At 73.3% G+C, this 13,992-nt stretch carries 8 protein-coding genes; 5 read left to right on the top strand and 3 right to left on the bottom strand.

Features of this window, described 5'->3' with window-relative positions; genetic code table 11:
* The first annotated feature begins 103 nt into the window (after positions 1 to 103).
* Positions 104 to 778, top strand: a complete 675-nt coding sequence (gene can / locus D7Y11_RS14760) for a carbonate dehydratase (RefSeq protein WP_121754650.1) — start codon at positions 104 to 106, stop codon at positions 776 to 778.
* 24 nt (positions 779 to 802) lie between these two features.
* Here the strand turns inward: can and D7Y11_RS14755 are convergent, their stop codons facing one another.
* On the bottom strand, positions 803 to 1,858 hold the full coding sequence (locus D7Y11_RS14755) for an alcohol dehydrogenase catalytic domain-containing protein (protein WP_126934019.1): 1,056 nt from the start codon (positions 1,856 to 1,858) through the stop codon (positions 803 to 805).
* Positions 1,859 to 1,876: 18 nt separating this feature from the next.
* Positions 1,877 to 3,172: a universal stress protein gene (locus D7Y11_RS14750; RefSeq protein ID WP_121754648.1), complete on the bottom strand. Its 1,296-nt coding sequence runs from the start codon at positions 3,170 to 3,172 to the stop codon at positions 1,877 to 1,879.
* 166 nt (positions 3,173 to 3,338) lie between these two features.
* On the opposite strand from D7Y11_RS14750, the gene D7Y11_RS14745 reads away from it, so the two are divergent.
* Both D7Y11_RS14745 and D7Y11_RS14740 read left to right on the top strand, forming a co-directional pair.
* Positions 3,339 to 5,690 carry an HAD-IC family P-type ATPase gene (locus D7Y11_RS14745; RefSeq protein ID WP_126934018.1) on the top strand — a complete coding sequence of 784 codons (2,352 nt, stop codon included), beginning with the start codon at positions 3,339 to 3,341 and terminating at the stop codon, positions 5,688 to 5,690.
* Positions 5,687 to 8,542 carry a PAS domain S-box protein gene (locus D7Y11_RS14740; protein ID WP_126934017.1) on the top strand — a complete coding sequence of 952 codons (2,856 nt, stop codon included), beginning with the start codon at positions 5,687 to 5,689 and terminating at the stop codon, positions 8,540 to 8,542. The genes D7Y11_RS14745 and D7Y11_RS14740 overlap by 4 nt, the downstream gene beginning before the upstream one ends.
* A 7-nt stretch (positions 8,543 to 8,549) precedes the next feature.
* Here D7Y11_RS14740 and ppsA read toward each other — a convergent pair whose 3' ends face one another.
* Entirely contained in the window at positions 8,550 to 10,907 is a 2,358-nt protein-coding gene (gene ppsA / locus D7Y11_RS14735) for a phosphoenolpyruvate synthase (protein ID WP_126934016.1), read from the bottom strand.
* A gap of 259 nt (positions 10,908 to 11,166) precedes the next feature.
* Between ppsA and D7Y11_RS14730 the strand changes: the two genes are divergently transcribed.
* Both D7Y11_RS14730 and D7Y11_RS14725 read left to right on the top strand, forming a co-directional pair.
* Positions 11,167 to 12,522 carry a universal stress protein gene (locus D7Y11_RS14730; protein ID WP_158624517.1) on the top strand — a complete coding sequence of 452 codons (1,356 nt, stop codon included), beginning with the start codon at positions 11,167 to 11,169 and terminating at the stop codon, positions 12,520 to 12,522.
* Positions 12,523 to 12,532: 10 nt separating this feature from the next.
* Entirely contained in the window at positions 12,533 to 13,981 is a 1,449-nt protein-coding gene (locus D7Y11_RS14725) for a glycosyltransferase (RefSeq protein ID WP_121752323.1), read from the top strand.
* The last annotated feature ends 11 nt before the right edge of the window (positions 13,982 to 13,992 follow it).

The raw sequence follows: 13,992 nt of genomic DNA, 5'->3' as shown, positions 1-13,992 counted from the left end.
GGCGAAAGCCGCCTGCAGGGGGAGTACGCCGGGCCGCACGCATATTCTGGGCTCGGAGGAAAACGCCTCCGGAGGGCACTTCCGGCTCGCTAGACTCCGGTGGATGACCGACCGAAACGCGGGCGACCCGACGCTGGACGTGCTGTTCCAGAACAACCGCGAGTGGGCCGCCTCCATGGTGGAGAAGGACGCCGACTTCTTCCGGAAGATGGCCAGCCGCCAGTCGCCCGAGTACCTGTGGATTGGCTGCTCCGACAGCCGCCTGCCACCGAATCAAATCGTCAACCTGATGCCCGGGGACCTGTTCGTCCACCGCAACATCGCGAACGTCGTCGTGCACACCGACCTCAACGCGCTGTCGGTGTTGCAGTTCGCCATCGACCTCTTGCGCGTGCGGCACATCATCGTCTGCGGCCACTACGGCTGCTCCGGCGTGCGCGCGGCGATGGAGCGCAAGCGGGTGGGGCTGGCGGACAACTGGCTGCGCCACGTGCAGGACGTGCACCAGAAGCACGAGCGGCTCCTGCCTGAATCACTCCCGCCCCATGAGCGGCACGACCGGTTGGGCGAGCTGAACGTCCTGGAGCAGGTGCAGAACGTGTGTCAGACGACCATCGTGCAGGATGCGTGGGAGCGCGGACAGCCGCTCACCGTGCACGGGTGGGTCTACAGCGTGGACGACGGCCTCGTCCATGACCTGGGCCTCACGCTCAGCGGCCCGGACGAGCTGGCAGCGAAGCTGCCCTCAAGCCTCGCGCGCTACGCGGCGGCACGGTAGGCGCACCGCCGCGAGCCCGTCCGCTCAAGGCCGGATGGCGACCTTGAGCACTCCGTCCTTGCGCTGGCTGAACAGCTCATACGCTTCTCGGATGTCCTTGAGCTGGAAGCGGTGGGTGAACAGCGGCGTGAGGTCCACCCGCTTCGCGCGCACCACCTCCATCAGGCGCCGCATGCGCTCCTTTCCGCCCGGGCAGAGCGTGGTGACGATGCGGTGGTCCCCCAGCCCCGCCGCGAAGGCGTCGTAGGGCATTTGCAGCTTCCCGGAGTACACGCCCAGGCTGGACAGCGTGCCGCCGGGGTTGAGCGTGCGCAGCGCGCTCTCGAAGGTCTGCTGCGTGCCCAGCGCCTCGATGGCCACGTCCACGCCGCCGCCGGTGAGCCGCTTCACCTCCGCCACCACGTCCTGGTTCCGGAAGTCGAGCACCACGTCCGCGCCCAATTTCCGCGCCATGGACAGACGCGTCTCGTCCCCGTCCACGCCAATGACAAGCGACGCGCCCATGAGCCGCGCCCCCACGGTGGCGCACAGGCCAATGGGCCCCTGCGCGAACACCACCACCGCGTCCCCAATCTTCACGCCGCCGGACTCCGCGCCGCTGAAGCCCGTGGAAGCGATGTCCGCCAGGAGCAGCACCTGTTCGTCCTTCAGTTCGTCAGGAATGGGGGCCAGGTTCGCCTGCGCGAAGGGCACGCGCACGTACTCCGCCTGCACGCCGTTCATCGTGTTGCCCAGGCGCCAGCCTCCCGCCGCCTCCAGGCCCTGGCCGTGGCCGCACTGGGACGCGTGCCCGGAGAGACAACCCCGGCACTGGCCGCACGGCGTGATGGCGCCCACCAGCACGCGCTGCCCCACCTGGTAGCCCGTCACGCCCGGGCCCAGTTCGTCGATGACGCCCACCATCTCATGGCCCACGGTGAGGCCGGGCTTCACCGGGTACTCGCCGCGCAGGATGTGCACGTCGGTGCCGCAGATGGTGGTGAGCGTCACCCGGACGATGGCCTCGCCCGCGCCCGCCTTCGGTCGCTCCACCTCCTCCACGCCCACCTTCTGGGTGCCTTGGAACACGGTTGCCTTCATGGCTCACCTCGTCTGTCTTCAGGCGCGCGGCATGCGCACCGTCACCGCGGGCCGGTCGCTGCGGGCCATCACCTGCTGCGCCACCGAGCCGAGCACCATCCGGCTCACTCCCGTGCGGCCGTGCGTGCCCATGCACACCAGGTCCACGCAGTGGCGTTCGGCCGCCTGGGTGATGACCGCCGCGATGTCGTCGCCCTTGAGCACCGACAGCTCGACCTTGTGGCTGCCGTCATGCTCCGGGGACGGTACGCGCAGCTCCAGTTGATGCCGCGCCGCCTGGAGCTCCTCGGGCGTCGCCTTCGCGGGCTCCACGTGCAGCAGGTGCACCGTGCCGCCCGGTGGCGTGATGGCGAAGGCGTAGGCGATGGCACGGTCGCCGGCCTCGCCGAAGTCCGTGGTCGCGAGCACCGAGCGCACCCGGGGAGGCTCCTGCTCCAGCCCCTGCTCCGCCGCGCGCACCGGCACGCTGACCACCGACATGGGCGCCAGCCTCCGCGCGGATTGGGACACGCTCCACAGCTTCGCGAGCGCCTTGCGCTGGTGCGTGCCCACCACCAGCAGGTCCACCTGCTCCTCCGTGGCCAGGGCGATGAGGTGGTCCGCGATGCGGCCCAGCCCCGGCTCCAGCCGCGAGCGCACCGGGAGGCCCGCGGCGCGCAGGGGCTCCAGCAGCGAATCGGACTCGCGCTCCAGCGCCTCCCGCAGCTCCGGGGACATGTCCTTGTAGCTGTGCGGATGCACCAGCCCCAGCCGCTCCGCCTCGCTGCCCACCCAGACGATGCGGCCTCCCACGACCTCCACGGGGCCGACCTTCGCGAGCCTCTTCACCCATTCCCGGGCGAGCTCGAAGGGCCTGGAGCGGTCCACACCCAGCATGACCCGCAAGGGGCGCTCGCCGCGCGCCCAGGCCTCCAGTCCCGAGCCCTCGCGGACCACCAGCAAGGGGACCTCCAGCAACTGGGCCATCCGGTCGAGCGTGCCCCCCAGGCCCCGGAAGGGCGTGTCCTCGCGCGGCGCCCCGGCCACCACCCACTGGAAGCCGCGCTTCGCCACCAGGTCCCGCAGCTCCTCTTCGGGCTCTCCCGTGAGGAGCACGGAGTCGACCTGGACGCCGGTGGCCCGCAGCCGGTCGCATTCGTCGCGCAGCGTGGATTGGGCGGTTTCGCAGATGGCGTCCCCGAAGGTCCGCACCAGGTTCCCGGTCAGGACGTGCACGATGCAGAGTGGGACGTTCATCCGCCGTGCGAGCAGCGCCGCCGTGTCGCAGGCGCGCCGGGCGTCATCCGAGAAATTGGTCGCGCAGGCGATGGTCATGGCCCCTCCTTGCAGTCACCTCTCCACGTTAGTCACCGCGCAGGCGCGGCACGTCCCACGCGGAGGCAGCGGACGCGGCGCACGCCAGGTAGCTCTCGATGGGCGCTCGGGGGCTTCAACGCGTTGCCGACGCCCATGCAGGACCCCAGCTTCTTCCGGGGGCGTCATGCGAGTCCTGGTTCCGGTCGAACGCCTGCCTCATGGCTGGGAAGACGTGCGCGGCCTGGAGGCAGAAGAGGTGTTGGCGCGTCGCGCGCGTTACGGCCGCAATGACGTGCGAGGTCGGCCTCGCCGCTCCGCGCTCCAGAGCCTGCGCGAGGCCGGAGGCGATCCGATGCTCTGGTTCCTCGTGGGCACGAGCACCCTCTACTTCGCCCTGGGCGAGTATGTGAATGGCCTGGTGATGCTGTTGGCGCTCGTGCCGCTGCTTGGGATGGACGTCTTCCTGCACCACCGGACCCAGGCCTCCACCGAGGGCCTGCGTGGGCGCCTGGCCGAGCGCGCCACGGTGTCGCGCGACGGCCATGAAGCGGAGGTGCCGGCGGAGGACGTGGTGCCGGGAGACCTCCTGCGCGTGGAGGCGGGCAGCACGTTCCCCGCGGACGGCCTGGTCGTGCGGGGGCAGGGCCTGCAGGCCGAGGAGTCCTCGCTCACCGGCGAGTCACTGCCTGTGCGCAAGCGGCCGTTGGAGCGCCTCCCGCCCGGAGCGGAGCCGGCGGTGGAGGTGGTGCACTGGGGGCTCGCGGGGACGCGGCTGCTCACCGGGACGGCCTGGGTGCGCATCGTCCTCACCGGCCCGGAGACGCTGTACGGGAGCATCGTCCGCTCGGCGGGGCAGGAGGCCCGGGCACGCACGCCGCTCCAGCACGCGGTGGCGCACCTGGTGGCGGTGCTGGTGGGCGTGGCGGCGGCGCTCTGCGCGGTGCTGGCGCTGGTCCGCCTGCGCCAGGGGTTCGGGTGGCTGGACGCGCTCCTGAGCGCGGCGACGCTCGGCGTGGCGGCGCTGCCCGAGGAGTTCCCGGTGGCCCTCACGTTCTTCCTGGGCGCGGGGGTGTACCGGCTGGCCCGGCGGCAGGCGCTGGTGCGGCAGGCCGTCTCGGTCGAGAACATCGGCCGCGTGAGCTGCGTCTGCTCGGACAAGACGGGCACGCTGACCGAAGGGCTCCTGCGGGTGACCCGGCTGCTGCCGTCACCCGGGACCTCGCCGCGGGCGCTGCTGCGGACCGCGGTGCTGGCCTCGCGGGAGGAGGGGAGGGATCCGCTGGACGTGGCGCTGCTGGAGGCGGGAGCGCGGGACCTGCCGGAGCTGCCCGCTCCCACCCGTGAGGCCACCTTCCCCTTCACCGAGGACCGTCAGCGTGAGACGGCGGTGGTGCGGCAGGGGCCCGGGACGCTGCTCGCCGCGGTGAAGGGCGCGCCCGAGCGGGTGCTGGGCCTGTGCACCTTGTCCGAGGACGCCCGGCGGGAGTGGGCGCTCCGCCTGGACGCGCTCGCGCGCGAGGGCCTCAAGGTCATCGCGTGCGCGAGCCGGACGCTGGACGCGGCGCACTGGCATGGCGGCGAACATCCGGTGGTGCTCACGGGAGAGGCCCTGGAGGCGCGGCTGGCCGACACGGGCAGGGTGCCGCCCGTGGACGTGGTGGCGCGCGCGCTGCCCGCCCAGAAGTACGCGCTGGTGAAGGCGCTCCGGAGACAGGGCGAGGTGGTGGCCGCCACGGGGGACGGGGTGAACGACGTGCCGGCGCTCCAGGCCGCGGACGTGGGCATCGCCATGGGGGAGCGGGGGACGCGGAGCGCTCGCGAGGCGTCCTCCATCGTGCTGCTGAACGACGACTTCGGCACGCTGGTGCGCGCCATCGCGGAGGGCCGGCAGCTCTTCTCCAACCTCCAGCGCTGCTTCCTCTACCTGCTGCTCATCCACATCCCGCTGGTCGGCACGGCGGCGCTGGTGCCGCTCTGGGGTAAGTCGCTCCTGTACCTGCCCATCCACATCGTGTGGCTGGAGCTCATCATCCACCCCACCGCGATGCTGGCCTTCCAGGCGGCCGCGAAGCCCGGGCGGCTCACCCCGCTGCGCGCGAGGCCCGCCGCGCGCTTCTTCTCCTGGCGGGAGTGGACCCTGCTCACGGCGGTGGGCGGGCTGATGGCGTGCGGGCTCGTCTGGGCCTATGCGCGATGTCTGTCGGAAGGGCACGACGTCGAGCGCGCGCGGGCGGTGGCGATGGCCTCGCTCACGCTGGCGAGCGCCACCTTCGCGGCAGTGCTCACCCGGCTGCGGACCCGCACCGCGCGGTGGGTCTGCGCCCTGTCGCTGGGGCTCTCCGTGCTGCTCATCCAGGTGCCCGCGCTGGCCGCGCTCGTGGGGCTGCACCCGCCCGGTGCTCGCGACTGGGGCCGGGTCCTCGTCGCCGTCGCCGCCGCGCTGGTGCCCCTGCTCGTCGCGGGGCCGCACGCGCGGGGCGGCCGGGGCCACCGGTGGCGAACCGGCCGGCGCGCGCCGGCCCCGGAGGCCGCATGACGCACCCGCCTCCCGCCACCCCGTCCGCGCCTTCCGCTCGGAGCGCGCCGCCATGGTTCGCGAGGGGGCTCGGGGGGGGCGTCGCCGCGGCGAGCGCGTTCGCGGTCCTGCTGGGCGTGCTCGGGGTGGGCGGCTGGGCCCTGTCGCCCACCCCGGCCCCGGACCGTCTGTCTCCCTGGGACGGATGGGGCCTGCTCTTCGCGGGAGGCGCGCTCTGGCTGCTCCGCACCCAGGCCGCGCGCAGGGGACGGCGCGCGGTGGGGCGGGGGCTGGCGACCGGCGTCGTGGTCATGGGCGTCGTGGAGCTCACCCGGGATGCTCCGGGAGGCGGGCTGGGCCTGCTGCTCACGGGGCTGTCACTCTGGACGTTGCACGTGCGCACGCGCCAGGGCGGGTACCCCTCGCGGTGGCTGGCCGCCTGCGCCGCGCTGCTCGCGGTGTGGGGCCTCGTCGGAGGGGTGTACCAGGGGCACTGGTTCGGGTTGGCCCCCCTGAACACCGTGACGGGAGCCTTCAGGGCGCCGGGACTTCCCCTGTCGCTGGGACTGCTGCTGCTGTCGGGAGGGCTGCTCTCGCTCCACCCTGAGCGTGGGCTGACGGGCGTGCTGCTGCGCGAGGACCTCGGGGGGCACTCGGCGCGGCGGCTGCTGCTCGCGGTCCTGCTGCTCGTGCCCGTGGCGGGCGCCGTCCGGCTCCTGGGCGAGCGGCCGGGGCTCTACGGCACCACCGAGGGGGTCACCCTCTTCGTGCTCCTGACGATGGCGGCCTTCCTCGCGGTGGTCCTCTGGAACGCGAATGCCCTCTCCCGGCTGGACGCGAGCCGGCGGCGGGTGGAGCAGTCGCTGCGGCTGTCGGAGGCGCGCTTCGCGGGCATCGTCACCCACGCCGCGGACGCCATCATCTCCATCGACACCGGGCAGCACATCGTCCTGTTCAACGCGAGCGCCGAGCGCATCTTCGGCTACTCCACGCGGGAGGTGCTGGGCCAGCCGCTGGACATCCTCCTCCCCGAGCACCTCCGGGCCGTCCATGCGGCGCACGTGCAGCGCTTCGCGCGAGGCGCGGCGACGTCCCGGCACATGGGCGAGCGGCTGCCCATCCTCGGTCGGCGCCAGGGAGGCGAGGTGTTCCCGGCGGAGGCCAGCATCATGAAGCTGGACGTGGAGGGCGAGCAGCGGCTCACCGTCATCCTCCGGGACATCAGCGCGCGGCGGAAGGCGGAGGACCTGCTGCGCCTGAGCGAGGAGCGCTTCCGCACCTCGTTCGAGGGCGCGCCCATTGGCATGGCGCTGGCGCGACTGGATGGCCACTTCCTCCACGTGAACGCGGCGCTCTGCGCCCTGGTGGGCTACTCGCGGGACGAGCTGCTCCGCCGGTCGTTCCAGGACCTCACCGCGCCGGAGGACCTGCCGGTGGACGAGCAGAACGCCGAGCGGATGCGCCGGGGGGAGATGTCCTCCTTCCAGCGGGAGAAGCACTACGTGCGCAAGGACGGCCGCCGCATCGCCATCCTCATCTGGTGCGCGGTGGTGCGTGACGCGCGGGGCATGCCGCTCCACTTCATCTCCCAGATGCATGACATCACGGAGCGCCAGGAACTGGAGCAGGCCTGGCGCTTCCTGGCGGACGTGGGCCCGCGGCTCGCGGCGTCCCTGTCGTCCCGGACGACGCTGGCCACGGTGGCGGCGCTGGCGGTGCCAGCGCTGGCGGACTGGTGCGTGGTGGCCTGCCTGGACGCGAACGGACGCATCCAGCGGGTGGAGCACGCGGCCGCGGACGCGGGCACGCAGGAGCGGCTGCGGGCGCTGGACGCGGAGCATGGACCGGAGTTCCTCTTGCCAGCGGCCCTCATCGCCTCCGTGCAGCGCACGGGAAGGCCGGTGCTGTTGCCGGAGGCTCCCCCCGGAATGCTCGACGCGGCGACGGTGGACGCCGGGCCCCGGGAGCAGCTGCGCCAGCTGGCGCCGCGTTCGGCCCTCATCCTGCCGCTGCGCAGCCGGGAGCGGAACCTGGGCGTCATCCTCCTCGCGACGTCCAGCGCCGGGCGCCGCTACGGAGCCCGGGAGCAGGCCCAGGCCGAGGAGCTGGCCCGCCGCGCCGCGCTCGCCATCGACAATGCCAGCCTGTACGAACGGGCCGAGCAGGCCATCCGCATGCGCGAGGAGGTGCTGCGCATCGTGGCGCACGACCTGCGCGCCCCACTCAACGTCATCCAGCTCAGCGCGAGGATGCTGGAGAAGCACCCGTCCCCGGGAGACAGCGCCCGGCAGCGCCTGGAGACGCTCCAGAGGTCGGTCCAGCGGGCGAACCGGCTCATCCAGGACCTGCTGGACGTGGCCCGGATGGAAGGTGGAAACCTGTCGGTGGAGCGCAAGCCGCTGGAGGTGGCGCTGCTCATCCAGGAGGCCCTGGAGCAGCACCGGGGGCTCGCGGAGGACAGGTCCCTCCTCCTCCAGGCCCACGTGCCGGAAGGCGTGCCCCGCGTCCTGGCGGATCCGGAGCGGCTGGCGCAGATCCTCTCCAACCTCCTGGGCAACGCGCTCAAGTTCACGCCCGAGGGAGGCCGCGTGCTCCTGCGCGTCCAGCCGGAGGCGGGCCAGGTCCGCTTCCTGGTGAGCGACACGGGCCCCGGCATCGCGGCGGAGGACCGGCCGCGCATCTTCGAGCGCTTCTGGCAGGCCGGACCGAAGCGCAAGGAGGGCGCGGGGCTGGGGCTGTCCATCGTGAAGGGGTTGGTGGAGGCCCACGGCGGCCAGGTCGGCGTGGACAGCGCGCCCGGCGCGGGCAGCACGTTCTTCTTCACGCTGCCCCTGGCCGAAGGCGCCCCGGCGCACGCCGGGACGTACGCCTGAGCGCGGCCTACCGGCGCAGGGCGGACTCCAGCAGGAGCCGCCGCTCCGCCGCCGCCACGACCGCCCGGGTCGCGCCGGCGGCCGCGGGGTCCACGGAGATGGAGGTGATGCCCGCGCGGACCAGGTGCTCCGCGAAGGCGGGCCGGTTCGACGGGGCCTGGCCGCACAGGGACGACGTGATGCCCGCCTCGCGGCTGGCCCGGATGATGCGGACGATGGCGTCCAGCACCGCCGCGTCCTCTTCGTCGAAGAGCTCCGCGCACAGCTCCGAGTCCCGATCCACGCCCAGCATGAGCTGCGTGAGGTCATTGGAGCCGATGGACACGCCGGTGATGCCCATCCGCGCGTACTCGGGGATGCGGTAGACGACGGAGGGCACCTCCGCCATCACCCAGCGCTCCAGCCCGCGGTGGTGTCCCAGCGGGCTCTTCTCCACGGCCTCCAGGCACGCCTCCAGCTCCCACCGCGTCCTCACGAAGGGAATCATCAGGTGCAGGTTGGGCGTCTCCTCCCGCACGCGGGCGAGCACCTCCAGCTCCAGCCGGAACACCTCGGGCTCGCGCAGGTAGCGGTAGCAGCCCCGGAAGCCGATCATCGGGTTGGCTTCGACGGTCTCGAACTCGCCGCCGCCCTCCAGCCCCCGGAACTCGTTCGTGCGGAAGTCCGTGGTCCGGTACACCACGGGGCGGCCCCGGAAGGCGCGGGTGATGGTCAAGAGCGCCTGGGACATCCGCTCGGCGAACTCGCGGCTCTTCCCCTGGGCGATGAGCTTGCGCGGGTGCACGCCGCCCAGGGCCTCGGTGAGCATGAACTCCGCCCTCAGCAGCCCCACGCCGTCCACCGGGAGCGCCGCCGCCTCCTGGGCCTGTCCCGGCAGGGCCAGGTTCACGTAGAGCCGCGTGCCCAGAGCCTCCGGCCCGCTGGCCTCCCGGGGCTGGGGCCCTGCATGGGGGGAGGGCGGCCCCACCACCGCCACGGAGGGCGCTTCCCTGGCGCGGCCCTCGCGCACGGTGCCGGCGGCGCCATCCACGGTGACCTCCTCCCCGTCGCGCAGGACCTTCGTGGCGCTGCGCGTGCCCACCACGCAGGGCTTGCGCAGCTCGCGGCTGACGATGGCCGCGTGGCACGTCATGCCGCCGCTGTCGGTGACGACCGCCGCCGCGCGCCGCAGCGTGGGCACCCAGTCCGGAGAGGTCATGGGCGCCACGAGGATTTCACCGGCCTCCAGCTTCGAGCCCTCCCGGGCGTCACGCAGCACCCGCACGCGGCCGGAGGCCACGCCGGGAGACGCGCCCAGTCCGCTCACCCGCGCCCGGTCCGGGGACGCGCCGGGCTCCGGAGCCTTCGGGGCCTCCGGCGCGGCGGCGGACACCGTCGTCACCGGCCGCGACTGGACCAGATAGAACCGGCCGTCCTGCTCCGCCCACTCGATGTCCTGGGGCGCGCCGTAGTGCCGCTCCACGCGCAGCCCCAGCCGCGCCAGTTCCAGCACCTCCACGTCCGTGAGCACCCGCGCGTGGGCCCGCTCCGGAGGGAGCTCCTCGCGCTTCTCGTGGCCCACGCCGTCGCGCACGAGCTGGAAGGACTTCAGGCCCACGCGCGTCTCCAGCAGGCGCGGCCCCTCGCGGTCCACGACGGAGGTGTCGGGCTCCACCTGTCCACCCACGACGACCTCTCCCAGGCCGAAGGCCCCCTCGATGACGAGGTGCTCGCGGTTTCCGGTGGAGGGATCCACGGTGAACATGACGCCCGAGCGCGTCGAGTCCACCATGGCCTGCACCACCACGGCGATCTCCGGCACCTCCGTGAGCCCCTGCGCCTTGCGGTAGGCCACCACGCGCGGGCCAAAGGCCGACGCCCAGCACGCACGCACGCGGTCGAGGAGCGCGTCATCGCCCGCCACGTTGGTGAACGACTCGTGCATGCCCGCGAAGGAGGTGGTGGCGGTGTCCTCCGCGGTGGCGGACGAGCGCACCGCCACCGCGGAGCACTCCCGCAGCCGGTGATAGGCGGCGAGGATGGAGGTGTCCAGCCAGTCGGGCAGGGGGGCCTCGAGCACGAGGCCGCGCAGGGACTCCGTGAGCTCGGCGAGCGACCGCGGGTCATCCGGATCCACGCGCTTCCACAGTTCGCGCAACCGGGCGCGCACGGGCTCCATCGCCTGATGGAAGGCGGCGGCGGTGATGACGAAGCCCGGGGGCACGGGCAGCCCGGCGCGGGTCAGCTCTCCCAGGTTGGCGCCCTTGCCTCCGGCCTGGGCCACGTCCTCCCGGGACAGGGCGTCGAACCAGAGGATGGAGGGGGGCGGGGCCGGCCGGGGTTCCGGTGCCCGGGCAGAAGGCTCTGGGGGAAGGGACGGATCCATGGTCTTGGGCTCCTCGCGCTCCTTCCAAGCTGGGGCTGGCGCCTTCTGGACGTACACCGTCAGGGGAGCAGGGACCCCGCGAGCCTGCCCGTGCGCAGCCGCCGCGAGGACGGCATGTACCACCTGGAGCTGCTCTTCCCGGAGGCGCGCCGCCTGCCCCTGCCCGGAGCTCTTGCGCACTCCGCCGCCGGCCCCAACGTTCCACGCAAGGGGCGCGCCCTCGCGGGCAGCGGGGCAGGAAGCCCCTTGGGGGGGCGTCATGGCCATCGTCGTCGGCACGGATTTCTCCGACCATGCCCGGGAGGCCGTCCGCGTCGCGGCAGCCATCGCGGAGCGGACGGGCACGCCGCTGGTGCTCGTGCACGCCGCGGAGCCCGGCATGCTCCGGCGCGACTGGCCGTCCGAGCACGGCAGCACCATCACGGAGCTCGAGAAGCGGCTCGCCGCCGAGGCCGACAGGTTGAGCCATCCAGGGCTGTCCGTGGAGCCCCAGGTGCTGCTGGGCATGCCGGACGAGGCGCTGGTCGAGCACGCCGCGAAGCTCCAGGCGCGGATGCTCATCACGTCGGCCCTGGGCTGGCGGTCGGAGAAGCGCTGGCGGCTGGGCGGCATCCCGGCGCGCATCGCGCAGCTGTCGCGCTGCCCCTTCCTGATGGTCCGTCTGTCCGAGCCGTTCCTGGACTGGTGCCAGGCGAAGCGCCCGCTGCGGGTCGTCGTGGGCGATGACTTCTCGGACAGCGCGGAGGTCGCGCTGCGCTGGCTTCCGGAGCTGCGCCGGGTGGGGCCAGTCGAGCTGACGGTCTCCCACGTCTACAGCACGGCCACGGAGTACGGACGGCTGGGGCTGTACCATGCGAACCCGGGGCCCGAGGGCGTCGAGGCCATCCTCGAGCGGGACCTGCGGGAGCGCCTGTCGCGCATCGGTGAGCCCCGTGCGGAGGTCCGGATGTCCTCGGACCACGGAAACGTGGCGGAGCCGCTCGCAAGGCTCGCGGAGGCGGCGCGGGCGGACCTCCTCCTCCTGGGCAGCCACCAGCGACGGGGACTGCGGCGCGTGCGGCATGGCTCGGTGTCGCTCTCCTCCCTCCAACTCGCCCCGGTGGCGGCGGTCGCCTGCGTCCCGTCCTGCTCGGCGCGGGAGGCCGAAGCGCCCGTGGGCATCCCGTCCATCCAGCGCGTCCTCGTCTCGACGGACTTCTCGCCGCTGGCGAACCGGGCCATCCCCCACGCCCTGTCGCTCCTGCCCCGGGGCGGAGAGCTCATCCTGGCGTATGTCATCGAGTCGCCGGTCCCCATCGTCTACGCGGACTTCTGGCCCGCGGTGGCCCTGAGCGGGAACGATGACGACGAGCCCGAGCTGCGGCGCCAGCTGGAGGCGCTGGTCCCCAGCGACGCGGCCGGCCGGGGCATCACCGTCCGGATGGAGCTGCTGCCCGGGGTTCACGCCGCGCAGGCGCTCTGCCAGGCGGCGGAGCGGTGCGGGGCGGACATCTTCTGCATCAGCTCGCACGGGCGCACGGGGGTTCGCCGCGCGGTGCTTGGATCCGTGGCCCAGGAGGTGGTGGCTCGCAGCCGCCGGCCCGTGCTGGTGGTCAAGCACCCCGTGCCGCCGTGACGGTGACGCCATGCTGAAGCCCTTCGAGGTGCATGTGCAGGCCAGCTCGCTGGAGTGCTTCCGGCCGAGGCTCACGGGGTCGGAGTGGGAGGCGCTCCAGACGAACGCGGAGCAGGCCCGCGAGCGCATGGCGGGCCGCACCTTCTGGAATGTGAACTCCACCGCCCGGGGTGGAGGCGTGGCGGAGCTGCTGCCCCGGATGCTCGCCTACGCACGCGGGGCGGGCGTGGACACGCGCTGGATGGTGGTGCAGGGCACGCCCGCCTTCTTCCGCGTCACCAAGCGGCTGCACCACGCGCTGCATGGCTCTCCAGGGGACGGCTCGGCCCTGGGGCCCGCCGAGCGCGCCTGCTACGCCGAGGTGCTCCGCGACAACGCGGAGGAGCTGCTCGTCCTGGTGCGGCCGGGGGACGTGGTGCTGCTGCACGACCCCCAGACCGCTGGGCTGGCCCCGACGCTTGCCGCGGCGGGCGCGCGCGTGGTCTGGCGCTGCCACATCGGGAGTGACACGCCCGACGCGGAGGTGGCGCGGGCGTGGGCGTTCCTCGCGCCGGACCTGGCCGCCGCTCGGCTCGCGGTCTTCTCCCGGGCCGCCTACGTGCCGCCCCTGCTCGCGGACCGGTCCATCGTCATCCCGCCCTCCATCGACATCTTCGCGGTGAAGAACCAGCCCATGGCGCCGGAGGTGGCGCACGCCATCCTGGGGCACACGGGGCTCGTGGAGCTGGCGCCGGACGCGCCCGAGCCCGTCTTCACCCGGATGGACGGGGTTCCGGCCCGCGTGTCGCGCGGGGCGGACATCGTGCGGCTGGGCGCGGCGCCCGCTCCCGGGACGCCGCTCGTGGTGCAGGTCTCCCGGTGGGACCCCCTGAAGGACCCAGCGGGGGTTCTGCGGGGCTTCGCGCTGCTCCTGCGGGAGTCGCCCGGCCTGCGCGCGGAGCTGGTCCTGGCCGGGCCTTCGGTGACGTCCGTCGCGGATGACCCGGAGGCGGCGGCGACGCTCGAGGCCGTCATCGCCGCGTGGCACGAGCAGCCGCACTTCCTGCGCCAGCGCGTCCACCTGGCGTGCCTGCCCATGGTGGACCCGGAGGAGAACGCCGCCATCGTCAACGCGCTCCAGCGCCACGCGGCGGTGGTGGTGCAGAAGAGCCTGCGGGAGGGCTTCGGGCTCACCATCACGGAGGCCATGTGGAAGTCCCGGCCCGTGGTGGCGAGCGCGGTGGGCGGCCTCCAGGACCAGGTCCGCCACGAGGTGGACGGCCTGCTCGTGCGTGACCCCGAGGACCTGGCCGGGTTCGCCGCCGCGGTGCGAAGGCTGCTGGACGATCCCGTCCTCGCGGCCCGCCTGGGGACCCAGGCGCACGAACATGTCCGCACCCGCTTCACCGCCGCCCGCCACCTCACCGACTTCGTGGCCCTGCTCCAGGAACTGGACGTGCGCGCGGAGGCGAGCGACTGACGCCGGACACC

The organism is Corallococcus sp. AB018 (genome assembly GCF_003986945.1).
Lineage (GTDB): Bacteria > Myxococcota > Myxococcia > Myxococcales > Myxococcaceae > Corallococcus > Corallococcus exiguus.
This window is presented reverse-complemented; position numbering and strand designations above follow the sequence as displayed.